Below are 24,370 nucleotides of genomic sequence, written 5' to 3' on the forward strand. Positions count from 1 at the left end.
GAGACGCTGGCAGCAAAATATGCGGCTTTGTCAGGTCCAGCGTGCCGGTCGGGTGCCGCGCGGGCGGGGCGTGTGCGGGCGATTGGGGCCGGGACAGGGCATGGCGCGTGTTGTGACAGAAACGCGGCGTGTAGGACAGCGGGGTTTGCTTGCGGGGAGGAGGCGTGGTGCGTTGGCTTCCGGTCTTCGGGGCGGTAACAGGGGGGATGACCATGAGTTCCCCTGCCATCTCTTCGCCCGAGACCCCATCCGTGCCGCCGCGTGCCGAGCAGCGGCCGCACAGCTTTACCGCGCATGGCGTGACGATCGAGGATCCCTATGCGTGGCTGAAGGATCCCAACTATCCCGAGGTCGATGACGCGGACGTGCTGGCGTATCTCGCCGCCGAGAATGCCTATTTCGAGGCGCAGATGGCGCCGCACAAGGCGCTGACCGACACTTTGTACGAAGAGATGAAGGCGCGGATCAAGGAGGACGAATCCTCGGTCCCGCAAAAGGATGGCGACTGGCTCTACTGGACCGCCTATGAGACCGGCGGCCAGTACAAGAAATGGTGGCGCAAGCCCGTCGCGGGCGGTGACGACGAGCTGCTGCTCGACGAGCCGGCGCTGGCCGAGGGGCATGAATATTTCCGGCTCGGCGCGTTCTCGGTCAGCAATGACGGGCGCTATCTCGCCTATGCGATCGACGATAACGGGAGCGAGCGGTTCGAGGTCCGGGTCAAGGACCTCAACACCGGCGAGCATCTGCCCGACGTGATTCCGGGGATGCTGAGCGAGATCGTGTGGACCGCGGACGATGCGGGCTTCCTCTACGGTCTGGCGAACGAGCAGTGGCGGACCGACAATGCGCGGTTCCACCGGCTGGGCACGCCGATCACGGACGACGTCGTGCTGTTCCACGAGGAGGACGAGGGCTTCCGCGTCGGCGTCGGCGAGACGAGTTCGCGCAAGTGGATCGTGATCGCGACGAGCGACCATGTGACGAGCGAGATCTACCTGCTGCCCGCGCACGAGCCGCTGGCGGTGCCGATCCTGGTGTCCGCGCGGAAGGTTGGCCGCGAATATGACGTCGACGAGCATGACGGGACGCTGTTCATCCATACCAACGACGTCGATCCGAATTTCCGCCTGTGCACCGCGCTGGTCGAGGAGCCGGGTGCGTGGACCGAGCTGATCCCGGCCAGCCCGACCTTCTACATGACCGGGGTGGAGTGCTATCAGGACTTCTTCGTGGTCGACGGGCGCGAGGACGGGCTCGATCAGATCGCGATCCACCGGTACGAGACGCCGACCGAGGGGAAGCGGATCGACTTTCCCGAGGCGAGCTATGTCGCCGGGCTCGGCGATAATCCCGAATATGACATGACCGTGCTGCGGCTCGGCTATGAGTCGATGGTCACGCCGGGGACGGTGTACGACTATGACGTCGATACCGGTGAGCGGACGATGCTCAAGGTGCAGGAGATTCCGAGCGGTTACGACGCGGCGAAATACGCGACCGAGCGACTGAAGATCACCGCACGCGACGGCACCGAGATCCCGGTGTCGATCGTCTATCCGGCCGGGTTCGTGCGCGACGGGTCGGCGCCTGTGTTCCTCTATGCCTATGGCGCGTACGGCTATGCGATCCCGCCGGGCTTCTCGACCGGGCGGATGAGCCTGCTCGATCGCGGCTTTGCCTATGCGATCGCGCACATCCGCGGCGGCGATGACCTCGGCCAGCAATGGTATCTCGACGGGAAGCTGGAGAAGCGCGAGAACACGTTCAACGATTTCGTCGACGTGGCCAAGGCGCTGGTCGACGCGAAGTGGACGTCTGCAGGGCGGATCGCGATCGCGGGGCGGTCTGCGGGTGGCGAGCTGATGGGCGCGGTGGTCAATTCCGACCCCGAGCTCTGGGGCCCGGTGATCGCCGACGTGCCGTTCGTCGACGTGCTCAACACGATGCTCGATGCCGAGCTGCCGCTGACGCCGGGGGAATGGCCCGAATGGGGCAATCCGATCGAGGATCCGGCGGCGTTCGCGCTGATCCGCTCCTATTCGCCGTACGACAACGTCAAGGCGCAGGCCTATCCGCCGATGTTCATCAGCGGAGGGCTGAACGATCCGCGCGTGACCTATTGGGAGCCCGCGAAATGGGCGGCCAAGCTGCGGCTGATGAAGACCGACGACAATGTGCTGTTGCTCAAGACCAATATGGGCGCGGGGCATGGCGGCAAGTCGGGCCGGTTCGAGTCGCTGCGCGAGGCGGCGGAGGAGCATGCGTTCGTGCTGTGGCAGCTGGGCGTCGCGGGATGATTCTTGGTTCGCGCGAAGGCGCGAAGGCGCGAAGATTTAGAATTTTCGCGCGGAGACGCGGAGGACGCAGAGAGAAGATGCACACCATTCTCAGCGTCCTCTGCGCCTCTGCGCGAACCACCTATCTTTGCGCCTTCGCGCCTTCGCGTGAACAAGGACTGCCTGCCGCGTGACGATCGAGGCGTTGGTGGCGCGCTATGGCGTCGTGGCGATCTTTCTCGGGGCAGGGGTCGAGGGGGAGGCGGCGGTCGTGACGGGCGGGGTGCTGGCGCATCAGGGGCTGGTGTCGCTGGCGGGCGCGATGGCGGCGGCGGTGATCGGGTCGTTCGTCGCGGACCAGCTGTTCTTTGCGGGCGGGCGATATTTCCGCGAGTCGCGCCCCGTTGCGGCGATCCGGCGGCGGTCGGCCTATGCGCGCGCGATCGACCTGCTCGAACGCTATCCGCGGCGGTTCATCTTCGCCTATCGCTTCGTCTACGGGATCCGCACCGTCAGCCCGATCGCGATCGGGACGAGCCGAATTTCGCAGCGCCTGTTCCTGGCGGTGAACCTCGCCGCGGCGATCGTGTGGGGCTGTGTGTTCAGCGCGATCGGCTATGCGTTCGGCAACGTCATCGAGGAGATGCTCGGGCGGATCGGCACCGGGCGGCTGATCCTGTTCGGCGCCGCGGCGTTGCTGACCGTCGGCGGCGGCTGGTTCGCGTGGCGGAAATGGCGGGAGCGCAGCGCATGACCTTCACGATGACGATCACCGCGGCCGAGGCGGATATCGACGAGCTGGGGCACGTCAACAATGCGGTCTGGGTCCAGTGGATCCAGCGGATCGCGACCGCGCATTGGGAGGCGGTCGCGCCCGCCGAGCACAAGGCCGCCTATGTCTGGGTCGTGACGCGGCACGAGATCGACTATCGTGGCAGCGTGGTCGCGGGCGAGACGGTGACCGGCGAGACCTGGGTCGAGGGCGGGCCGAAGGGCGCGCGGTTCGACCGGCATGTGCGGTTCGTCGGCGACGACGGGCGCGTGAAGCTGGACGCGGTGACGACCTGGGCGCTGCTCGACCGGGCGAGCGGGCGGTTGCTGCGGGTGCGGCCGGAGATAGCCGCGCCGTTTTTTGGTGCGGCGGGCTGAGGGTTTTGGGCTGAGGGTTTGGGGTGAGGGTTTTGGCCTCACTTGCCCTCACCCTTCCCACGGCAAGGGCCGCGGGCCCCTTCCCTCTCCCCTGAGGGGAGAGGGAGATTAGCCGCTGTTCCTCAGGCCCGTTGCGATCGCGTTGATCGACAGGAGGATGCCTTCGCCGATGCGTGCATCCTCTTCACCGGCGCGGCGGCGTTTGATCAGTTCGATCTGGAGCAGGTTGAGCGGCTCGATATAGGGCAGGCGGAGGCGGATCGACGCCTCGAGCGCAGGGTGTTTTTCGAGCAGGCGCGACTGGCCGGTCGCATCGAGCAGCCCGTCATGCGTCTGCTGCCAGCCGTCGCGGATCCGGCCGAAGACGGTGTCGCGCAGCGCCGGATCCTCGACCAGCCCGGCATAGCGTGCGGCGATCGCCATGTCCGACTTGGCCAGCACCATCTCCAGATTGGCGAGCGCCGAGGCGAAGAGCGGCCAGCCCTGCGCCATGTCGCGCAGCAGCGCCTTGTCCTCGAACCCGGCGAGCGCCTGGCCGACGCCGTACCAGCCGGGAAGCATGACGCGCGCCTGCGCCCAGCTGAACACCCAGGGGATGGCGCGCAGATCCTCGATCCGGTCGGACTTGGTGCGGCTGGCGGGACGGCTGCCGATCTTGAGACCGGCGATCTCGGCGATCGGCGTCATCTGGCGGAAAAAGGTACGAAAGCCGCGCTCGTCGCCGCCGACCGTGCCGTAGACGAGGTCGCGATAGCTGTGGAACGCGGTGTCGCTGAGCCAGTCCATCGCGGCGCAGAAGCGCGCGGTGTCGGCGTTCGACAGGCGTTCGGGTTCGAGGCTGGCGAGCAGGGTCGCCGAGGCGATCGCCTCGAGATTGGTCATCGCCGCGTCGCGCGTGCCGTATTTGGCGGCGATCACCTCGCCCTGTTCGGTGATGCGGATGCGGCCCTGCACGGTGCCGCCGGGCTGCGCGCGAATCGCCGCGAAGGCCGAACCGCCGCCGCGCCCGACCGCGCCGCCGCGGCCGTGGAACAGCTGCATGCCGACGCCCGCCTGCTCGAACACGGGCCTGAGCGCGGTCGAGGCCTTGGACAATTGCCAGGTGGAGGTGAGGTAGCCGCCATCCTTGTTGCTGTCCGAATAGCCGATCATCACCTCCTGATGACCGCGCGCCTTGGCGATCGTCGCGATCTCGGGCAGCGCGAACCAGGCGGTCATGACCGCGGGCGCGGCCTCGAGATCGCCGATCGTCTCGAACAGCGGCACCGCCATGATCGCGGCGGTAGGGGTGTCGCCGGGGCGGTAGAGCCCGACCTCCTTGAGCAGCAGGTTCACCTCGAGCAGGTCGCTGACCGACTGCGCCATCGAGACGATGTAGTTGGTGATGCAGGCGGGGCCATAGGCGGCATGCGCGTCGGCGGCGGCCTGGAGGATCGCGAGCTCGCCCGCGGTCTCGTCGCTATAGGCGGCAAAGCGGGTGGTGAGCGGGCGCGCATTGGCAAGTTCGCGGCGGAGCAGCGCGACGCGCGCCGCCTCGTCGAGCGCGAGATAGTCCGCCTCGACGCCCGACACCTTGAGCAGTTCGGCGACGACGCGTTCATGGACCGCGCTGTTCTGGCGCAGGTCGAGCGTGGCGAGGTGGAAGCCGAACGTCTCGACCGCGCGGATCAGCCGGCCGAGCGCGCCGCCGGTCTTGAGTGCGGTGCCGAGCCCGTGGGCGAGCGTGACGAGATCGGCGCGCAGATCGGCCGGGCTGGCATAGGGCGCGCCGGTGAGGCGGCCGGGGCGCGGCGCGGCCTTGCCGGTCAGTTTCTGCTGCGTCGCGGCGAGGCGCGCATAGATCCCCGACAAGGCGCGGCGATAGGGTTCGTCGGCGCGGCTGGTGGCGTCGTCGCCGCTTGCCGCAGCGAGCGCCTCGACCGCGGGGTCGGCGATGGCGTGCTCGGTCGAGATCGAGAGCTCGGCGCCGAGCGCGTGGACCGCCTGGCAATAATAGCCGAGCACCGCCTCGCTGGCGCGGGCAAGCGCGGTCTTGAGCGAATCGGCGGTGACATAGGGATTGCCGTCGCGGTCGCCACCGATCCAGCTGCCGGGCTTGAGGAAGCTCGGCGTGCGTTCGCCGAGCGCGCGGTCCCAGCGCTGGTAGAGCGCGGGCAAAGCGGGGAGGAAGACGTCGCGCAGATAGCTGAGCGCGGTATCGACCTCGTCGGTGACGTAGAGCCGGTCGCGGCGCAGCACGCGCGTCTGCCACAGCAATGCGATCTGGCGCAGGATCGCGTCGTCGACCCGGTCGCCATCGGGGGTGGTGTCGCGACCCGCATCGCGCAGCGCGAGCAGCTCGGCGATGCGGTTGCGGTGGTCGATCATGCTCTTGCGCCGCACCTCGGTCGGGTGCGCGGTGAGCACGGGGACGATCAGCGCATGGTCGAGCAGCGCGCGGACCTGCGTCCGGTCGATCCCCTCGGCTTCGAGCTGCGCGATCGCGGAGGCGAGGTCGGCGCCGTGTTCCGCCGCGATCCCCTGCCGGTCCTCGGCCAGATTGGCGAGCATCGAGAACAGCATGAAGCCGCGGACGAAATCGAGCGTCTCGTCGAGGCTGAGCTTTTCGAGGCTGAGATCGACCGCGGCGTGATCGTCGGTCCGGCCCTCGGCGAGGCCGCGGTGACGCTCGACCGAGGCCTTGCGGATCGTCTCGGTCGCCTCGAACAGACGCGGCCCGCCATAGCTGCGGATGACGTCGCCGAGCAGCGTGCCGAGGAAACGGATGTCGGAATTGTTCGCGATTGCGGGAAGACTGGCCATGCGCCTTGCTGCGCTGCGACAGGGATCAGGTCAACCGCCGAACCCGCAATCGGCGATGAAATCCGCGCCTGAAGCCGTGCGGTCAGGACATAAAGTTACAGGCGATCACCGCCCCTCGCGCTTGCGGGCTTCGGCGCGCTCTTCGGAGGTGACGGTGCCGTCGTGGTTCAGGTCCATCCGGTCGAACCATCGCAGCGTGCCTTCGCTCCACTCGACCTCGGTAATCACGCCGTCCTTGTTGCGGTCGAACGCCTTGATCCGTGCATTGGGGGAGGGCAGCTCGTCCTTGGTGATGCGATCATCGGCGTTGCGGTCGAGCGTGCGGAAGCGGCGTTCCATGCTGGCGCCGAAGTCGAGCCGCGAGGTGACCGAGGGGGGGACGAAGCCGACCGCGCCGGCATCCGCCTCTGCGCGCTGCGCATCCTTGTCGCCGCACCCTGCGACGATCAGTCCTACCGCGATCACACCCATCATCACCCGCATCGACCCGTCTCCCGCACAATGCTGCGCGGCCGGACGGTCACGCTTCGAGTTCAATGTCCCAGTAGAGCCAATCATGCCAGGTTTCGTGCAAATAATTCGGCGGGAAGCTGCGGCCATGTTCGTGCAGATGCCAGTTGGTCGGGCGGATCGGCTCGAGATGGAGCGGCATCGCGGCCTGGCGCGGGGTGCGCCCGCCCTTTTTGAGGTTGCACGGCGCACAGGCGGTGACGACATTTTCCCAGGTGGTCCGCCCGCCTTGCGCGCGGGGAATGACATGGTCGAAGGTGAGATCGCGCAGCTTGCCGCAATATTGGCAGGTGAACTTGTCGCGCAGGAACAGGTTGAAACGGGTGAAGGCGGGAAATTGCGACGGTTTGACGAATTGCTTGAGCGCGATCACCGAGGGGAGCTTGAGCGCGAAGCTCGCGCTGCGCACCTCGCGTTCGTAATTGGCGACGATATCGACGCGATCGAGGAAGACGGCCTTCACGGCGGTCTGCCAGGGCCAGACGCTGAGCGGATAATAGGAGAGCGGCGTGTAATCGGCGTTGAGCACGAGCGCCGGACATCCATCCGGGTGGCGTATCAGGTCGGGGTGAAACACGGCTCCTCCCACAAAAGTCCCGGACGCGCTTTCGCGCACCGGCATGACAGGGTCATGACAGCACGGCGCGGGACATGGGGTCAAGTCCAGTGAACAGCGCGGAATTCGTCACGACGCGGTTCGCACCCAGTCCGACCGGGCGGCTGCACCTCGGCCATGCGCTGTCGGCGATCCGCGCGCACGACTTTGCGCGGGCGCGGGGCGGGCGGTTCCTGCTGCGGATCGAGGATATCGACATGGGCCGCAGCCGGCCCGAGCATGTCGCGGGAATCGTGGAGGATCTGCGCTGGCTGGGGCTGGACTGGGACGATCTGTCCCACCAGTCGGCGCGGCTCGCATCCTATCAGGCGGCGCTCGATGGCTTGAACGCGCGCGGGCTGCTCTATCCGTGTTTCTGTACGCGCGCGGAGATCGCGGCGAGCCTGTCGGCGCCGCATGCCGGAGACGCCGCGGTCTATCCGGGGACGTGCCGGAAGCTGGCGCCCGCCGAGGTCGCGGCGCGGATGGGCGAGGCGCATTGCTGGCGGCTCGACATGGCGGCGGCGCTCAACGTGACGGGACCGCTCGACTGGGTGGATGCGCGCGCGGGGACGGTGCGGGCCGATCCGGCGGCGCAGGGCGATGTGGTGCTCGCGCGCAAGGATGCACCCGCCAGCTATCATCTCGCGGTGACGCTCGACGATGCGGTGCAGGGCGTCACCGACGTGGTGCGCGGCGACGACCTGTTCGCGGCGACCGACGTGCACCGACTGTTGCAGGCGCTGCTGGGGTTGCCGACGCCGCGCTACCATCACCATCCGCTGATGCTGGGGGCGGATGGCGCGCGGCTCGCCAAGCGCACGGGTGCGCCCTCGCTTGCGGCGATGCGCGAACGGGGGGAGGACGGGCTGGCGGTTGCGGCGGGGGTGCGGGCGATGCTGGCGGGGGATGCGCCCTATTCGCCGTCATCCTGACGGAAGTCAGGATCCAGGGTTACGACGTGCGGCGTATTTGGCTCTGGATCCTGACTTTCGTCAGGATGACGGGTGGGGGTGGGGTGAGCGTGGAGGGCAGGGTGAGGGGTGCGCGCGGGTTTGACGGGTGACGGGGTGGGTGGGGTGACCCGGCCCCGTCGCGCCGGACGGATCAATAGAGGCCGGGGACTTCGCGTTGCGGGGTGGTGGGGTGGTCGGGGATGAGCAGCGCGCGCGTGGGGAGGTCGGTCGTCAGCGTGGGCGTGCTGGTGCGGGCGGACGCGGTGGCCGCGGTCGCGGTGACGGGCAGGCAGCTGCGGCCGGCGAGGAAGTCGATCGCCTGCCGCGTCGAGGCTTCGCGCGGGTCGCCGAGCGGATAGCGGATGTCGTCCTCGGCCCGGCAGCTCGCCTCGACCGTGCCGGCGAGCCCGTCATAATAGGCACCCTGGCGTGCGGCGTTCTGCGTCGCCAGCGCGACCACGCGCAGACGGTCGTCGCAGGCGGCGCGGTCGAGCCCGATCTGGCCGACGGGCTTGCCATAGGTGTTGGTGCCGATCAGCCCGGCAGCGCTGTGCAGATAGGGGATCATCGCGTTGATCACGAGTTCGCTCGCCGAGGCGGTCCCGCCCGTGCCGATGAATGCGACGCGCGTCGGCGCGATCGATTCGGGCTGCGGCGCGAAGAAGCGCGTCGTGTTGTTGGCGGATTTTTCGGTGCGGAAGGTCGTGTAGCTCGAGACTTCGGACGTCGCGCGGTTACGACCGAGCAGGTCGGTCATCAGCTCTGCGATCGAGATCAACCCGCCGCCATTATAGCGCAGGTCGATGACGATATCGGTGATGTTCTGCGCGCGGAAGCTGGCAAAGGCGGCGCGCAGCGCGGGGTCGGCGGTCGAGATGAACGTCCGGAGGTTGATATAGCCATAGTTGCGGCCGCCATCGGCGATGACCTTCGCGCCGTAGCGGCTCGAGACCGGGAGCAGCGCGAAATCGGTCTTGGTCAGCGTGATGTCGCGCGTGCCCTGCGCATCGCGGATCTGCAGCACGCGGCTGGTGCCGACCGTGTCGGGCCCGAGCGCGGTCGAGACGCCCGCGCTGCCGTCTGCGGCGAAGATCGCGCTGACGGTCCGCAGCGTGTTGGCGTTGGTCCCGATCGCGACGATTTCCGCACCGCGATCGACCTGCGCCGCCAGCGCGGCGCCGCCTTCGAAGGATTCGATGACATAGGCACGGCGCCCGCTGCCATCGATGCCGAGACGGAAGCCGAAGCCGGCATTGGAACCGGCCTCATAATAGGCGTCCTCCTCCTTGATCGACGTCAGATAGGTGAAATAGCGGTCGCGGCGCTGGCCACGCGCGGTCGCGGTCAGCGCGTCGATATAGGCGTCGACGGTCGTATAGGGTGTCGGGTCGAGGCTGGCGGGCAGCGTCTCGGGGAACAGATACCATTCGCGCAGCTGCGCCGCGGCCCAGTCCTGCCGCTCGCGCAGGCTGCATCCGGCGACGGTCGTCGGGGTGGTCGTGCCGGTCGTCGGGGTGGACACCCCGGGCGTACCGCCGGTCGATCCCGACACCGCGCCGGAGTCTCCGCCGCACGCACTCAACATAGCCAGCATCGCCAGGCTGGCGCCGATCCGTCCGTTACGCATACTCATTCCCCCATTTGTCACGATGCTAGCCGGGAAGATCGGGGCTGTCAGCGTAGAATTCCGCCCGTTTCGAGGCTTGTCCGACGACCGGCGGAACGGCCATTGCGGGGCGGGGCGCGCATGCCTAGATTGTCGTCATGAACACCTTCCTCGTCATCCTCCTGATCGCGGCGATGATCGCGACGCTCGTTGCTCTGGTGCGCGGGGTGGTGACGTTCCTGCAGGACCAGTCGGCGCAGGTGAAGGACGGGGGGCCGAGCGCCGCGTCGCTGAAATCGAACCGGATGATGCAGCAGCGCATCTTCTTCCAGGCGATCGCGATCCTGATCGTCGTGCTGATCCTGTTCGCCGCGGGCCGGACCTGAGCGCGAGGGGCGTACCGTCATGGTAAAGCTGAACAAGATCTACACGCGGACCGGCGACGCGGGGACCACCGGGCTGGTCGACGGGTCGCGCGTGTCCAAGGCGTGCCCGCGGATGCAGGCGATCGGCGATGTCGACGAGGCGAACAGCGCGATCGGCGTGGCCGCGGTGGCGCTGGGCGATCATCCGCTTGGCCGAGCGCTCGAGCGGATCCAGAACGACCTGTTCGATCTCGGCGCGGACATCGCGACGCCGGGCGAGGATTTCGCGCCGTCCGAAATGACGCTGCGGATCGTCGGTTCGCAGGTCGAGCGGCTCGAAGGCGAGATCGACGCGATGACCGCGCAGATGGCGCCGCTGACCAGCTTCATCCTGCCGGGCGGATCGCCGGGCGCTGCGGCGCTGCATCTGGCGCGCGCGATCACGCGGCGCGCCGAGCGCGCGGTGGTCGCGGTCGACGACCCGATCAATCCGCTGGCATTAGCGTATGTTAACCGCCTGTCGGATTTCCTGTTCGTCGCCGCGCGTGCGGTGAACCAAAACGGGGCGAGCGACGTTCTTTGGCGACCGGGGGCAACGCGCGGATAGCGCTCCGTATCGCTGCATCCTTTTATAAGGGGCCGTGCCGCGTGCATCGCCCGCACGAGGACAGTCGATGCCGAACCCCGTCCCCACCCATGATCCCGCGACCCTGCCTGACACGGACGCGCTCGGTGCGCGGTTCACAGCCGTGCGCGACCTGTCGATCGCGCTGGCCGCGCCGCTGTCGGATGCGGATGCGACGGTGCAGTCGATGCCCGACGCGTCGCCGACCAAATGGCATCTGGCGCATACCAGCTGGTTCTTCGAAACGTTCGTGCTGCGCGATCATGTCGCGGGCTACCGGCTGCACGACGAACGCTTCCCGTTCCTGTTCAACAGCTATTACGAGGCGGAAGGTCGGCGGCATGCGCGCGACCGGCGCGGGATCATCACGCGGCCGACACTCGACGAGGTCCGGGCGTACCGCGCGCATGTCGATGCGGCGCTGATCGCGGCGCTGCCCGACCTGCCCGAGGCGGCGCGCGAACTCGTGGCGCTGGGCTGTCATCACGAGGAGCAGCACCAGGAATTGCTGGTGACCGACATCCTCCATTTGTTTTCGGAAAATCCGCTCGAGCCCGCGGTCTGGGCTGCGCCGCGCAAGGTGCCGGTCGAGATGCCGGGCGCGATCGGCTGGATCGAACGCGACGCCGGGATCGCGCGCATGGGCCATGACGGCGACGGCTTCGCGTTCGATTGCGAGACGCCGCGGCACGATACGCTGCTCGCGCGCCACGCGATCGCCGACCGGACGGTGACCAATGGCGAATGGGCGGCGTTCATCGCCGATGGCGGCTATAGCGAACCGCGCCACTGGCTCGCCGATGGCTGGGCCTGGGTGAAGGCGGAGGGCATCGTCGCGCCGATGTACTGGGAAGAACGCGACGGCGGCTGGACGCGGTTCGGGCTCGACGGGCGGCGCGCGATCGATCCCGCTGCGCCGGTCACGCATGTCAGCTTCTACGAGGCGGACGCCTATGCCAGCTGGGCGGGCGCGCGGCTGCCGACCGAGGCCGAATGGGAGGCCGTCGCGGCGGACTATGCCGGCGATGGCGGCAATCAGATGGATGCGGCGGGCCCGGTCGAGCCGCGGCCCGCGCGCGCCGGCGACCCGGCCTTTTTCGGCGACGTCTGGGAATGGACGGGGAGCGCCTATCGGCCCTATCCCGGCTTCCGCGCGGTCGAGGGTGCGGTCGGCGAGTATAACGGCAAGTTCATGAGCGGCCAGTTCGTGCTGCGCGGCGGGAGCTGCGCGACGCCGCGCGGTCATGCGCGCGCGAGCTACCGCAATTTCTTCTACCCGCACCAGCGCTGGCAGTTCACCGGCGTCCGGCTCGCCAAGGATATCTGATGTTGAAGCGTGAAATCGAAGACGGCGAGCAGAGCCTGGCCGACCCCGCCTTCCGGGCGGACGTGCTCGCCGGGCTGGAACGGCGGCCGCGCGCGATTCCGGCGCGCTGGTTCTACGACCGGCGCGGGTCGGAGCTGTTCGAGGCGATCACCGACCTGCCCGAATATTATCCGACGCGGACCGAGCGCTCGATCCTCGAGACCGCGTGCCCCGAGGTCGCCGAGATCGCCGGCGCGGGACGTGCGGTGGTCGAATTCGGGTCGGGGTCGTCGACCAAGACGCCGATCCTGCTCAGCGCGGTGGCGCCGTCGGTCTATGTGCCGATCGATATCTCGGGCGATTTCCTGCGCGAATCGTCGCGCGTGCTTGCGGCGCAGTTCCCCGAGCTGCTCGTCCTGCCGTTCGAGGCGGATTTCATGCGGCCGCTCGCATTGCCGAAGACGATCGCGGACACGCCCAAGCTCGGTTTCTTTCCGGGGTCGACGATCGGCAACATGATCCCGCTGATGGCGGTCGACCTGTTGAAGGCGATGCGTGCGTCGCTCGGGATCGGCGCGATGCTGCTGATCGGGATGGACCGGATCAAGGATCCGGCCGTGCTGGTCCCCGCCTATGACGATGCGCAGGGCGTGACCGCGGCGTTCAACATGAACCTGCTCGAGCGGATCAACCGCGAGCTCGACGCCGACGTGCCGGTCGAGGCGTTCCGGCACAAGGCGGTGTGGAACGACGATCGTGCGCGGATCGAGATGCATCTCGAGGCGCAGCGCGACGCCGCGTTCACGATCGAAGGGCGGCCGTTCGATATCGCCGCGGGCGAGACGATCCACACCGAGAACAGCCACAAATACGGGTCGCGCGATGCGCGGATCCTGTTGCGGTCGGGCGGGTGGACGCCGATCCGCGAATGGACCGATCCGGCGGGGTTGTTCTCGCTGTACCTGGCGGAGGCACAGGCGGAGCGGCCGGCGCCGTAAGGGCGGGGCAGGTGCTTCGACTTCGCTCAGCACGAACGGGGGGGCGTAGTTCGCGGCCCCGTTCGCCCTGAGCGCAATCGAAGGGCGCGCCGTGTGCGCGCCGCTTCGACTTCGGTCGCTCGTGATCAGCGGCCTGCGGCGTCGTCCGCGTTCATGGGCTCGTCGCCCTGCTTCTTGGCCTCTTCGTAGCGCTCGATCGCCTCGATCGTGATGCGCTTGGCTTCCTCAGCATCGCCCCACTTGCCGACGCGAACCCACTTCTTCTTCTCGAGGTCCTTATAGTGGGTGAAGAAATGCTCGATCTGCTCGAACACGATCTCGGGCACGTCGGCACGGCCGCCGACGTTCGAATAATAGGGGAACACGTCGTTGACGGGGACGCAGACGAGCTTCTCGTCGCCGCCGGCCTCGTCCTCGAGGTTGAGCACCGCGATCGGGCGCGCGCGGACGACGCAGCCGGGGATGAAGGGCGAGCGCGCGATCACGAGCGCGTCGAGCGGATCGCCATCGGGGCTGAGCGTGTGCGGCACGAAGCCGTAGTTCGCGGGGTAGCGCATCGGCGTGTGCAGGATGCGGTCGACGAACAGCGCGCCCGATGCCTTGTCGAACTCGTACTTCACGGGCTCGCCGCCGGTCGGGACTTCGATGATGACGTTCAGGTCTTCGGGCGGATTCTTGCCCGTCGGGATGAGGTCGATACGCATGGCGGTCCTTTCAGAAATGGCGGTGCCGGCCGCTTCCCCTTGGGGAGGCGGCCGGCACCGGAAAAATATCGGAACTGTCAGCGCGGCATCAGCAACTTGTCCAGTCCGCCGTCACCTGTACCGACCTTCTCGAGCCGCGGATAGCGCGGGCCGTCATGGTAATCGAGCGAGACGTCGCGGAATCGCTCGTTGTTTTTTACAGTCAGGCGGATCGGCAGCTTGGTGCCCTGGGCCGCGAGAATTGCCGCTTTCATGCGGTCCGACGAGTAGGACTCGCCGTTGACCGCCTCGATTTCGGTGCCGACGTCGATCCCGGCGCGGAACGCGGGGCTGTCCCAGATCGAGGCAGTCACGACGCCGTCCTTGTTCATCACCAAGCCCAGCGAATAGCTGACATCGGTGCCGCGGCTCTTCTCCGCCTGCTTCAGATACGGGCTCTGCACGGGGCCATAGACCAGCTTGTAGCCGTTCATCGCAAAGCCGTTGATCGGCGCGGGCTTGCCCGTCTCGGTCAGGCGCGTGGTGAGGAAGCCCGCCCAGTCATAGGGCAGGATCCCGTTCAGCGTCTTGGCCACGTCGTCGAACGTGTAGGTGACCTCGCCATAATCGCCGTTGCGGATGCCGAAGAAGGCTCGCGCGAAGTCGTCGATCGACTTGGTGCCGCCCGATTTCTGGCGGAGCATCGCGTCGACCTCCATCCAGACCATCAGCCCTTCGTTGTAGTAATCCTCCGAGCGCTGCCAGCTGGTCCAGCCCTTGGGACGGCGCGACGAGATGACCGGATCGTTGGTGGTGTCGATCAGCGGGCGCCACTGGCGACCCTGCGCGGTGTCGTAGGTGCCCAGAATCGAGGCATAGCCGTCGAGCGTGTCCTGCTTGCTGACCAGACCCGAGCGCGCCTGGAGCACATAGCCCCAGAACTGCGTCTGCCCCTCATAGACCCAGAGCAGCGAGTTGCGCATCGGCGTGCGGAAATCGGGCGTCCACAGGTCGGCGCCGCGGCGGAACTTGCCGTCCCAGCTGTGCGTGAACTCGTGCGGCAGCAGGTTGCGGGCCGACGCGCCCGTCTCCCATTCGGTGAAATAGCCGGGGCGGACGCCGTTTTCCGAGCTGCGATGATGCTCGAGGCCGATCCCGCCGAGCTGGTCGGTGATCGAGAGCAGGAACTCGTAATGATCATAATGCTCGGCGCCGAAGGTGCGCGCGGCCTGGTCGACGAGCCGCTTGTGCGCGTCGATCTGTTCGGGCTTGGCGGCGAGCTGGTCGGGGGTGTCGGCGAAGACGTTGAGGTCGACCTTGGGGCTCAAGGGCCAGACCTTGCCGTATTTGCCCGCGAGGATCGGCGAATCGACCAGGATCTCGTAATTGGTCCGGTCATAGGCATAGGTCGCGCCCGAGACCTTGGCGGGGACCGCGCCCGCGGCGGTCCAGCCGGTCGGATAGGTGACGGTCATCTTCACCGGGATCTGACGCGTATAATAACCGGCGGGGTAGAGGCTGACCGAGTTCGGCTGGAGGCTGATCATCGTCGGGGTCATGACGACACGGCCCTGATCCGCCTTGGTCGCGGAGATGAACTGGAAGGTCGCGTCGAGCTGTTTGGTGCCCGCGGGAACGTCGATGTGGAAGGCGTAGACGTCGACCGGATCGCGCGTCCAGGGCAGGATCCGGCCGTTCGCGCGGATCACCAGCCCGGCGAGCTTCTCGATCTCGCCGCGTGGCGCATGGTTGCCGGGCAGCCATTTCGGGAAGAGCAGCGCCATCTTGCCCGATTTGGCGACGGGGATCGTCTCCTTCACGCGGAAGATGCCGCGCTCGGTATCGGTCGCGTCGATGTCGAGCAGGATCGTGCCGGGATAGGGCGTGTCCTGTGCGGCGGGGATCGTGTCGACGAACGGCACCGGCTGTGGTGCGGTGTTGCCGGCGGGGACTTGCGCGACCGCGGGAAGTGCAGACGCGAGCAGGGATGCGACGAGAAGCTTGCGGATCAAGGAAAAGGCCTTCCGGCAGAGAGACGATGGTCAAGGTGTAAGCGGCAGAAAGGGCAGTCGTCCAGCCCTTTGCCGGGGGGTATAGTCCACCTGGTCACCATGACCTCTTCCCGTCATCCTGACGAACGTCAGGACCCAGGGTTGCGGGTGGTGGCGTGTCTGGCTCTGGGTCCTGACGTTCGTCAGGATGACGAAACAGCGAGGGACCCGCGTCAGCTGCTGCCGAGCACGTTGATGGTGAAGGCGAGCACGCCGATGTTGAAGACGAACGCGGCCATGCACTGGCCGAGCGCGACCTTGCGCACGCGCCGCGACGTGATCTCGACGTCGGAGGTCTGGAAGGTCATGCCGAGCGTGAAGGCGAAATAGGCGAAGTCCCAGTAATCGGGCTCGGCGCAGGAGGGGAAATCCAGCCCGCCCGCGTCGCTGCCATCCGCGGCGTCGCTGTAGAACAGATGCGCGTAATGCAGCGTGTAGACCATGTTGGAGAACAGCCAGGCGAGCACGAGCGTCGCGACCGAGATCAGGACCGCGACGAGATCGGTCTTGCCCTGCAATTCCTTCGCCACCGCGACGAGCACGACGATCAGGATCGTCCCGCTGAACGCGAGCAGCACCGCGCGGTTGGCGTCGTTCTCGTCCGCATAGCGCCGCATCCGCTCCGCGGTGGCGTTGCCGAACAAGGTCGCGACGGTGGCGAGGAACAGGACCGCGGCGATATCGAACGCCGCCATCGTGCCGCGGCCCAGCCCCAGCCCGAGTCCGAACGGGGGGATCAGCGCGACGAGGCCGATCGCGAAGACGCATGCGAACAGCACGAAGCGCGGCGGGGCGATGCGCCGGCCGAGCCCCCAATAGCGGACGTCGTTGCTCATGTGACGGCGCTAGCGCTTCGCGGGCACGTCGCCTAGATACGCGCGCATCATGGCCAGAACAGAAACCCCGCGTCGCATCCGCGGCACTCAGGACATCTTCGGCGACGAGCAGCGCCGTTTCGCGCATGTTCTCAGCACCTTCGAACGCGTGCGCGCGCTCTATTGCTTTCAGCGGATCGACATCCCGGTGTTCGAATCCACTGCGGTGTTCGCGCGCTCGCTCGGCGAGACGACCGACGTCGTGTCGAAGGAGATGTACACATTCGAGGATCGCGGCGGGGATTCGCTGACGCTGCGGCCCGAATTCACCGCCGGGATCGCGCGCGCCTATCTGACCGAGGGCTGGCAGCAGTTCGCGCCGCTGAAAATCACGACCAGCGGTCCGGTGTTCCGCTATGAACGCCCGCAAAAGGGGCGGTTCCGGCAGTTCCACCAGATCGATGCCGAGGTGATCGGCGCGGCGGAGCCCGCGGCGGACGTCGAGCTGCTCGTGCTGGCGGACCAGCTGCTGCGCGAGCTTGGCATTGCCGACGGCGTGACGCTGCAGCTCAACACTTTGGGCGATGCCGAGACGCGTGAGGCATGGCGCGCGGCGCTGGTCGCGCATTTCGAGGCGCATCGCGGCGAGCTGTCCGAGGACAGCCTGACGCGGCTCGAGAAGAATCCGATGCGGATCCTCGATTCGAAGGACCCGAAGGACCGCCCGATCGCGGACAGCGCCCCCGACATCGACGCGTATCTGACGCCCGAGGCGCGCGCGTTCTTCGACGCGGTGACTGCGGGGCTCGATGCCGCGGGCGTCGCGTGGGAGCGCAATGCGCGGCTGGTCCGCGGGCTCGATTATTACCGCCACACCGCATTCGAGTTCGTGACCGATCGGTTGGGGTCGCAGGGGACGGTGCTGGCCGGCGGGCGCTATGACGGGCTGATCGGGTCGTTGGGCGGGCCCGAGACGGCGGGTGTCGGCTGGGCGGCGGGGGTCGAGCGGCTGGCGATGCTGCTGGAGGAGCCGGCGGCGGCAGGGATCGACGCGGTGGTCGTGCCGATGGGTGCCGCGGCCGAAGCGCGCGCGACCGGCATCGTCGCGGATCTGCGCCGTGCGGGCGTGGCGGTCGAGATGGCCTATAAGGGCAAGATGAAGGCGCGGATGGCGAAGGCGGATGCGCTCGGCGCGCGGTTTGCGATCATCCTTGGCGATGACGAGCTCGCCAAAGGCGTCGGCGCGGTGAAAGCGCTCGCGACCGGCACGCAGACCGAGGTCGCGTTCGTCGATCTGGCGGAGGCGCTGCGTTGAGCCTCCCCGTCATCCCGGCGCAGGCCGGGATCCAGCGCCATGAAGGCTCCGTCCGGTCACCCTGGATCCCAGCGTTCGCTGGGATGACGCAAGAGGGAGCGTCCGCATGACCCAGATCTCCCCGGACCGGATCCGCGCGATCGAGGCGCGGCGGGACGAGTTGCAGGCGCTGATGTCGACCGGCGACCTGCCGTCGGACCGCTTCGTCGCGGTGTCGAAGGAATATGCCGAGCTCGAACCCGTCGCGCAGGCGGCGACCGAGGTGCGGCGGTTGCGGCAGGAGGCCGAGAGCCTCGCCTTCATGGCCGAGGATGCCGATGACGAGCTGCGCGCGATGGCGTCGGAGGAGCTGCACGAGAATCGCACGCTGCTCGAGACCGCGGACCGCAAGCTCGCGCTCGCGTTGTTGCCGCGCGATTCCGCGGACGAGCGCTCGGCGATGCTCGAGGTGCGCGCCGGGACGGGCGGCGACGAGGCGGCGCTGTTCGCGGGCGATCTGTTCCGGATGTACCAGCGTTATGCCGAATCGCAGGGCTGGCGGGTCGAACTGATCTCCGGCTCGTCGTCCGACGCGGGTGGCTTCAAGGAAGTCGTCGCCAGCGTCACGGGGCAGGGCGTGTTCGCGAAACTGAAGTTCGAGAGCGGCGTCCACCGCGTCCAGCGCGTGCCAGCGACCGAGGCGGGCGGGCGGATCCACACCTCGGCGGCGACCGTCGCTGTGCTGCCCGAGGCGGAGGAGGTCGACGTCAAGATCGACGACAAGGACCTGCGCATCGACGTCTATCGCTCGTCGGGGCCGGGCGGCCAGTCGGTCAACACGACCGATTCTGCCGTGCGGATCGTGCATATCCCGACCGGGCTGACGGTGATCCAGCAGGACGAGAAGTCGCAGCACAAGAACAAGGCCAAGGCCCTGCGCGTACTGCGGACGCGGCTCTACGAGGCGGAGCGCGACCGGTTGCATGCCGAGCGCGCGGGTGCGCGCAAGTCGATGGTCGGGTCGGGCGATCGTTCGGAGCGGATCCGGACGTATAATTTCCCGCAAGGCCGCGTGACCGATCACCGCATCAACCTGACGCTGCACCGCCTGCCGGAAATCGTCGCGGGCGACATGGGCGAGCTGATCGGTGCGCTGGTGTCGCAGGACGAGGCGGACCGGCTGGCGCAGCTGGATGGGTGAGTGTGGCTGCTTCCCCCCCTCCCGCGTGCGGGAGGGGGCCGGGGGGTGGGCGCGCGGCGTGTTCCAGGAGGGCGCTTCGTTCCGGTCTTTCGACACATCGCCGACAGTGCGACCGCGGTGAGCGTCAGCCCACCCCCCAACCCCCTCCCGCAAGCGGGCGGGGGGGTAAGCGCAGCGATCGCCACGGCGGCCGTGCGCTTTGCCTTCTCCGCCACCCCCCGCCTCGACGCCGAACTGCTGATGGCGCATGCGCTGGGCGTCGAGCGGAACGCGATCCTGCTCGATCCCGACCGCTACGCCGTCCCCGCCAGGTTCGCTGCGCTCGTCGAGCGTCGTCTGCGCCATGAGCCGATCGCCTATATCACCGGCACGCGCGGCTTCTGGTCGATCGATCTCGCGGTCGGGCCGGGGGCACTGGTGCCGCGCGCGGACAGCGAGACGCTGCTGATCGCCGCGCAGGCGCATTTTGCCGGTGGCGCGCCCGCGACCATCCTCGATCTCGGCACCGGCCCCGGCACGCTGCTGCTCGCCGCGCTCGACGAATGGCCCGCGCGCGGTCTCGGCATCGACTTTTCGGCAGACGCGCTCGGCTATGCGCGCGCCAATGCGGCGGCGCTCGGCATGGCGGACCGGGCGCAGTTTTTGCGCGGCAGCTGGGCGGACGCGATCGAGGGGCGGTTCGACCTGATCCTCGCCAACCCGCCCTATATCGGTACCGCCGAGACGCTGCCGCCCGAGGTCCGCGATCACGAACCGCACGCGGCGCTGTTCGCAGGCGCGGACGGGCTCGACGATTACCGGATCCTCGCGACGCAGTTGCCCGCGCTGATCGCACCCGGCGGCGCGGCGGTGATCGAGATCGGCGCGACGCAGGCGGCGCCGGTCTCGGCGCTGCTCGAGGCGGCGGGGCTGCACGTTGCGCTACATCATGATTATGGCGGAAACCCGCGTGTTCTGCTCGCGCGATGACCGGCGCGACTTGACGATTATAGCCCGCCGCCGCATATTTCGCTTGTGGGAGGCCCTTCCGGGCCGCTATCACGTGGGCAGGGGCACGCAATCTCGACAACTTGGTCGTTTTTGAGCGTTGACCCGCATCCTTCGCCTTAAAGTCGCTGCAGTCCGGCGGCCCTGGCAAGTCCGACGCATCGTCATCGGTGCGCGGCGGGGGGTTTGCACCGCATTTCGGAGCACGACCAGATTTTGGTTCGACGACTGAGGACACAAGCTTGATCAACAACCGGCAAGCCGGCCGCCGTCGCGGTCGTGGCAACAATAATAATGGCGGCGGTGGCGGCGGTGGCGGTCAACGCCAGGGCGGCGGCGGTGGTGGTGGCCAGGGTGGCCGCGACACGGGCAACCGCATCGACAGCCGCGCGCGCGGCAACGCGAGCCAATTGTACGAGAAGTACAAGAACCTGGCGCGCGACGCGCAGATGCAGGGCGACCGCGTCAACATCGAATATTATCTCCAGTTCGCGGATCATTATTTCCGCGTGCTGAGCGAAACCCGGGCACGCTTCGAAGAGAGCCAGCCCCAGGCGCAGCAACAGCCGCGCCGCCAGCAGCCGTTCGATCTCGACGGCGACGACGATTATGGCGACGAGGGCGAACCGATCCGCTCGGGCGAGCAGCAGGGCAGCCAGCAAAACGGGCAGCAGCACGCGCAGCAGAACGGCCAGCAGGGATCCGGCGACCAGGCGGCGATGGCGAATGGCGGCCAGTCCAATGGCCAGTATTCGAACGCTCGCGCGCCCCGTGAGAACCAGGGCCGTGAAAACCAGGGCCGTGATGGCCAGGGCCGCGACGACCGCTCGCAGCGCGACGATCGCCCACGCTACGACGCGAACCGCAACGAGGGTCAGCGCAACGAGGGCCAGCGTAACGACGGTCAGCGTAACGAGGGCCAGCGTGGCGAAGCCCGCGGCCCGCGGATGACACAGTCGCGCGACGAGCAGCCCGGTGACGAGCAGGGCCAGCAGCGCGAGACCCAGCCCCGCGAAAACCAGGGCCGTGACGAGTACCGCGATGCTCCGCGCCGCGACACCATCCGTCGCACGCCACGCGCCGCGCGTCCGGTCCAGGCCGACTCCGAGCAGCAGGGCGAGCGCGCGGACGAGGTCGCCGCGCGCAGCGTAACGCCGGCCACGCCCGACGCCGCCACGTCTGACGACCGGTCGTCCGCGGCCCAGTCCATGGGCGAGCCGGTCGACGTTGCGACCGTGAGCGCCCCGGCGCCCGCGTCGGACGGTTCGGGCGAGGAGCAGCCCCGCCGTCGCGGTCGCCCGCGTCGCGACCGCAGTCTCGACGCGCCGGTCGCCACGGACGATGCCGCACCCGCGGCATTCGACGCAGACCGCCTGCCGCCATCGCTCGGCATCTCGGCCTCGGCACCCGCACCAGCTGCCGACGCTTCGGCGGACGGCGCAGCTGCGGAAAAGCCGCGTCGCCGTCGCGTCCGCGTCGCCACCGACGAGGTCGAGGCGGGCTGACCGTCGCGCCAGACGGCAAAATCGAAAAAGGCCGGTACCGCGACGCCGCGGTACCGGCCTTTTTCGTTTCNATGGCCGCTTCCCGAACTCAGGAAGACGAGCCCCATCAAGAGCCCGGCCATGATCACCGATCCGCCGACCCCGCCGAGAATCGCGAGCATCGTCACGAGGTGCAGCGCCCCCTGAAGATGCGCCATCGCGACGATGACGCCCGCGGCGCAGATCGCCGCCGCCAGGATCATCCACGCCATGATCGTCCGGAACCGGCCCCAGGCGAACGCGGCATAGTGTGGATCGTCGAGTCCGGTCGGTGTCTCGGCAGAAGGATCGGTCATCGCTTTTCATTGCCGCGCAAACATGGTTTTCTCAAGCCACGCGCATGGAGACGCGACAAGGAGAGGCGGAGATGACGATCGCGACGATCCTCGAGACGAAGCGGCGGACCGGTGACGGCACGCGCGCGGACATGGTGCTGTCGTTGCACCCCGATGCGAGCGTCGCGGACGCGGTGGCGATGCTCGCGGAACAGCGGATCGGCGCGGCGCCGGTGCTCGACGACGGCCGCGTGGTCGGGATATTTTCCGAACGCGACGTGATCCATTGCCTGCAGGCCAAGGGCGCGGGGGCGCTGACGCAGCGGATCGGCGACGTGATGACGCGCGCGGTCAAATCGGTCGCGCCGACCGAATCGGTGATCGGCGCGCTGTCGCTGATGACCCAGCGGCGGATCCGGCATCTGCCCGTGATCGACCATGATCAGCTCGTCGGCTTCGTCTCGATCGGCGATCTCGTCAAATTCCGGATCGACCGGATCGAGGCGGATGCCGCGGCGATGCGCGCCTATATCCAGTCCGCCTGACCCGCGGACCCGATCAGGGCGCCGATCCGATCAGGCCGCAACGGGGCGTTTGCGCAGCACCGCGACGAGCTCGCCCAGCGCCGCGCGCGCAAAGGCGAGCATCCAGCCTGCATAGACCGTGCCGCCCACCGCGAGCAGCACCGCGAGTCGCCAGACCGGATCGATCACTGGCAGGCGCTGATCGACCAGCCAGACCGCGAGCGCCATCGCGATCGCTGCCAGCGCGGGTGACGCGACCGCGCGCGCGACCGCACGGGCGGGGACGCCGATCACCGGCAGGCTCCGCCACGCACTGATCGCGAAATACAGCGGATAGGCCGCGATCCAGGCGAGGCCGAGCCCGGTCGGCCCCCACTCAACCCCGATCAGGAACGCGGTGCCGAGGATCGCCGCGCCGGTCGCGCCGTTGCTCACGCCGATACCCGGTCGTCCGCGCGCATCGGAGGCGGGGGTCAGCAGCACCTGGAGCGTCATGAACGGCATCGCCAGCGCGAGCAGCCGGACGATCGGTGCGGTCTCGACCCATTTCTCGCCGAGCACGGTCAGCACCAGTGGCTCGGCGGTGACCGCGAGCCCGAGATAGAAGGGCATGGCGACGATCATCACCAGCCGCACGCCCTTGACGAACGCCCGCCCGATCGCGTCGGGATCCGCCTGCATCCGCGCATAGGCGGAAAAAGCGACCTCATTGAGCGGCGGCACGAACTTGCTGACGAAGATCTGCGTGAGGAACAGGCTGGTCGTGTAGATGCCGAGCATGTGCGGCGAGAACCGGCGCCCGGCGATGAACACATCGGCCTGGCTCTGCAGGAACCAGAAGAGCTGGCTCGCCGCCATCACTCCGCCATAGCGTGCGAGCCGGCCCGCGCCGCGAAAGTCGAAGCTCGGCCAGACCAGCGACCGCGCGCTCCACGTCATCATCGCGCCCCGCACCGCGAACAATACGAGCGGAGCGATGACGAGCGTCCATACTCCCAGTCCGTAGAGCGCGCCGCCAAGCGCGGTGCTCGCCGAAGCGATCGAGGCGGTGATGTTCGCCTTGGCTTGATGGCGAAAATCCATCGCGCGTGACAGCAGCGCATAGGGCAGGGCGATGAACGGCGTGGTGAGATAGAGCAGCGCCTGAACGCGCAGCATGTCGGCGACGACCGGCTGCCGGTAATAGGCGGCGGCGAGCGGCGCGAGCACCAGCTGCGCCGCGGCCAGTGTCGCGTTGAGCAGGATCAGCATGCCGAAGAGTTGGCGCACCTCGTGGCGGCTGATCGTCGCCTGCTGGATCAGCCCGCTCGCCAGGCCATAGCCGTTGAGCATCGCCATGAAGGTCAGGATCACCTGGCACATCGCGAAGAGACCGTAATCGGCGGGGGCGAGGATGCGGATCACCAGGAAGGTGGCGCTCCACTGCACGAGCTGCGCGACGATCTGGCTGCCCGACCGCCAGATCAGCGCACTGCGGACCTGCCCGGCGAGCGGCGCCGGGGCGGCCAAGCCGTCGATCGGCCCGTCGGGCGGCCGGTCCGCCAGCGGGTCTGCCGCCGGCGGGGCGCTGGGAATCGGCGTGGTCATCGCACCGGCCCTATAATCGCCTGCGCTTCACAAGCACTTAAGAAACCTGCGCGGGGATGTTGCCTGCCGTCCCTTGCTGGCACGCAGGGGCGCCGTCGTCGTGCCCTGCACGGCTCACACGGGCTGCCTGGGGGCGTAAGTTGGTCGAAATGAAGAAAACTTGCCATAAAAGTGAAATTTGCGTTTGACGGGGTTGGGGATGGGCCCTAGAGGGGTGT

The 24,370-nt window shown here is 68.0% G+C and carries 21 protein-coding genes; 13 read left to right on the forward strand and 8 right to left on the reverse strand.

Translation table 11 applies throughout. The features are described from left to right. The first annotated feature begins 212 nt into the window (after nt 1–212). The 3 genes from IFS44_RS15895 to IFS44_RS15905 all read left to right on the forward strand — a co-directional run bounded on the left by IFS44_RS15895 (nt 213) and on the right by IFS44_RS15905 (nt 3,428). The gene (locus IFS44_RS15895; RefSeq protein ID WP_244650356.1) at nt 213–2,300 is read left to right on the forward strand and encodes a S9 family peptidase; all 2,088 of its coding nucleotides are present in this window, start codon (nt 213–215) and stop codon (nt 2,298–2,300) included. 169 nt (nt 2,301–2,469) lie between these two features. Beyond that, nucleotides 2,470–3,033 (forward strand): VTT domain-containing protein, encoded by a 564-nt coding sequence (locus IFS44_RS15900; RefSeq protein ID WP_192099173.1) that lies wholly within the window; start codon nt 2,470–2,472, stop codon nt 3,031–3,033. Next, nucleotides 3,030–3,428 (forward strand): acyl-CoA thioesterase, encoded by a 399-nt coding sequence (locus IFS44_RS15905; RefSeq protein ID WP_183937533.1) that lies wholly within the window; start codon nt 3,030–3,032, stop codon nt 3,426–3,428. The genes IFS44_RS15900 and IFS44_RS15905 overlap by 4 nt, the downstream gene beginning before the upstream one ends. Nucleotides 3,429–3,536: 108 nt before the next feature. On the opposite strand, the gene ppc is transcribed toward IFS44_RS15905, so the two are convergent. The 3 genes from ppc to IFS44_RS15920 all read right to left on the reverse strand — a co-directional run bounded on the left by ppc (nt 3,537) and on the right by IFS44_RS15920 (nt 7,317). Beyond that, nucleotides 3,537–6,230 carry a phosphoenolpyruvate carboxylase gene (gene ppc, locus IFS44_RS15910; protein ID WP_192099174.1) on the reverse strand — a complete coding sequence of 898 codons (2,694 nt, stop codon included), beginning with the start codon at nt 6,228–6,230 and terminating at the stop codon, nt 3,537–3,539. Nucleotides 6,231–6,335: 105 nt separating this feature from the next. Next, nucleotides 6,336–6,713 (reverse strand): EF-hand domain-containing protein, encoded by a 378-nt coding sequence (locus IFS44_RS15915; RefSeq protein WP_192099175.1) that lies wholly within the window; start codon nt 6,711–6,713, stop codon nt 6,336–6,338. A 37-nt stretch (nt 6,714–6,750) separates the two neighbouring features. Beyond that, complete coding sequence (locus tag IFS44_RS15920) at nt 6,751–7,317, reverse strand: HNH endonuclease (RefSeq protein WP_031440448.1); 567 nt, start codon at nt 7,315–7,317, stop codon at nt 6,751–6,753. A gap of 74 nt (nt 7,318–7,391) precedes the next feature. Between IFS44_RS15920 and gluQRS the strand changes: the two genes are divergently transcribed. After that, the gene (gene gluQRS, locus IFS44_RS15925; RefSeq protein ID WP_192099176.1) at nt 7,392–8,270 is read left to right on the forward strand and encodes a tRNA glutamyl-Q(34) synthetase GluQRS; all 879 of its coding nucleotides are present in this window, start codon (nt 7,392–7,394) and stop codon (nt 8,268–8,270) included. A 172-nt stretch (nt 8,271–8,442) separates the two neighbouring features. Here the strand turns inward: gluQRS and IFS44_RS15930 are convergent, their stop codons facing one another. Beyond that, nucleotides 8,443–9,918, reverse strand: coding sequence for a S41 family peptidase (locus IFS44_RS15930; RefSeq protein ID WP_244650357.1), 1,476 nt, complete (start codon nt 9,916–9,918; stop codon nt 8,443–8,445). A 137-nt stretch (nt 9,919–10,055) separates the two neighbouring features. Here IFS44_RS15930 and IFS44_RS15935 point away from each other — a divergent pair, with 137 nt between their 5' ends. The 4 genes from IFS44_RS15935 to egtD all read left to right on the forward strand — a co-directional run bounded on the left by IFS44_RS15935 (nt 10,056) and on the right by egtD (nt 13,191). After that, nucleotides 10,056–10,283, forward strand: coding sequence for a twin transmembrane helix small protein (locus IFS44_RS15935; RefSeq protein WP_031395690.1), 228 nt, complete (start codon nt 10,056–10,058; stop codon nt 10,281–10,283). 19 nt (nt 10,284–10,302) lie between these two features. Beyond that, complete coding sequence (locus tag IFS44_RS15940; RefSeq protein WP_031440452.1) at nt 10,303–10,869, forward strand: cob(I)yrinic acid a,c-diamide adenosyltransferase; 567 nt, start codon at nt 10,303–10,305, stop codon at nt 10,867–10,869. Nucleotides 10,870–10,936: 67 nt separating this feature from the next. Next, nucleotides 10,937–12,214, forward strand: a complete 1,278-nt coding sequence (gene egtB / locus IFS44_RS15945) for an ergothioneine biosynthesis protein EgtB (protein WP_192099177.1) — start codon at nt 10,937–10,939, stop codon at nt 12,212–12,214. Then, entirely contained in the window at nt 12,214–13,191 is a 978-nt protein-coding gene (gene egtD / locus IFS44_RS15950) for an L-histidine N(alpha)-methyltransferase (protein WP_037531658.1), read from the forward strand. Before egtB ends, egtD begins: the two co-directional genes overlap by 1 nt. A gap of 125 nt (nt 13,192–13,316) precedes the next feature. On the opposite strand, the gene ppa is transcribed toward egtD, so the two are convergent. The 3 genes from ppa to IFS44_RS15965 form a co-directional block, all read right to left on the reverse strand. After that, nucleotides 13,317–13,895: an inorganic diphosphatase gene (ppa, locus tag IFS44_RS15955; RefSeq protein WP_031393175.1), complete on the reverse strand. Its 579-nt coding sequence runs from the start codon at nt 13,893–13,895 to the stop codon at nt 13,317–13,319. A 77-nt stretch (nt 13,896–13,972) separates the two neighbouring features. After that, nucleotides 13,973–15,886: a M61 family metallopeptidase gene (locus IFS44_RS15960; protein WP_031440457.1), complete on the reverse strand. Its 1,914-nt coding sequence runs from the start codon at nt 15,884–15,886 to the stop codon at nt 13,973–13,975. Between the two features lie 212 nt (nt 15,887–16,098). Then, a complete protein-coding gene (locus tag IFS44_RS15965) occupies nt 16,099–16,761 on the reverse strand; it encodes a DUF1345 domain-containing protein (protein WP_192099178.1) in 663 nt (220 codons plus the stop codon). 49 nt (nt 16,762–16,810) lie between these two features. Between IFS44_RS15965 and hisS the strand changes: the two genes are divergently transcribed. The 5 genes from hisS to IFS44_RS15990 all read left to right on the forward strand — a co-directional run bounded on the left by hisS (nt 16,811) and on the right by IFS44_RS15990 (nt 22,586). Further along, entirely contained in the window at nt 16,811–18,055 is a 1,245-nt protein-coding gene (gene hisS / locus IFS44_RS15970) for a histidine--tRNA ligase (protein ID WP_192099179.1), read from the forward strand. 106 nt (nt 18,056–18,161) lie between these two features. Next, a complete protein-coding gene (gene prfA / locus IFS44_RS15975) occupies nt 18,162–19,235 on the forward strand; it encodes a peptide chain release factor 1 (protein ID WP_037531654.1) in 1,074 nt (357 codons plus the stop codon). A 117-nt stretch (nt 19,236–19,352) separates the two neighbouring features. Then, on the forward strand, nt 19,353–20,204 hold the full coding sequence (prmC, locus tag IFS44_RS15980) for a peptide chain release factor N(5)-glutamine methyltransferase (protein ID WP_342366449.1): 852 nt from the start codon (nt 19,353–19,355) through the stop codon (nt 20,202–20,204). A gap of 260 nt (nt 20,205–20,464) precedes the next feature. Next, on the forward strand, nt 20,465–21,727 hold the full coding sequence (locus IFS44_RS15985; protein WP_192099180.1) for a DUF4167 domain-containing protein: 1,263 nt from the start codon (nt 20,465–20,467) through the stop codon (nt 21,725–21,727). Between the two features lie 406 nt (nt 21,728–22,133). Then, on the forward strand, nt 22,134–22,586 hold the full coding sequence (locus tag IFS44_RS15990) for a CBS domain-containing protein (protein WP_031394021.1): 453 nt from the start codon (nt 22,134–22,136) through the stop codon (nt 22,584–22,586). 30 nt (nt 22,587–22,616) lie between these two features. Here IFS44_RS15990 and IFS44_RS15995 read toward each other — a convergent pair whose 3' ends face one another. After that, complete coding sequence (locus tag IFS44_RS15995) at nt 22,617–24,152, reverse strand: lipopolysaccharide biosynthesis protein (RefSeq protein WP_192099181.1); 1,536 nt, start codon at nt 24,150–24,152, stop codon at nt 22,617–22,619. Nucleotides 24,153–24,370: the final 218 nt, after the last annotated feature.

This window comes from Sphingomonas sp. CFBP 13706, from assembly GCF_014842355.1.
In the GTDB taxonomy this organism is placed as follows: Bacteria; Pseudomonadota; Alphaproteobacteria; order Sphingomonadales; family Sphingomonadaceae; genus Sphingomonas; species Sphingomonas aerolata.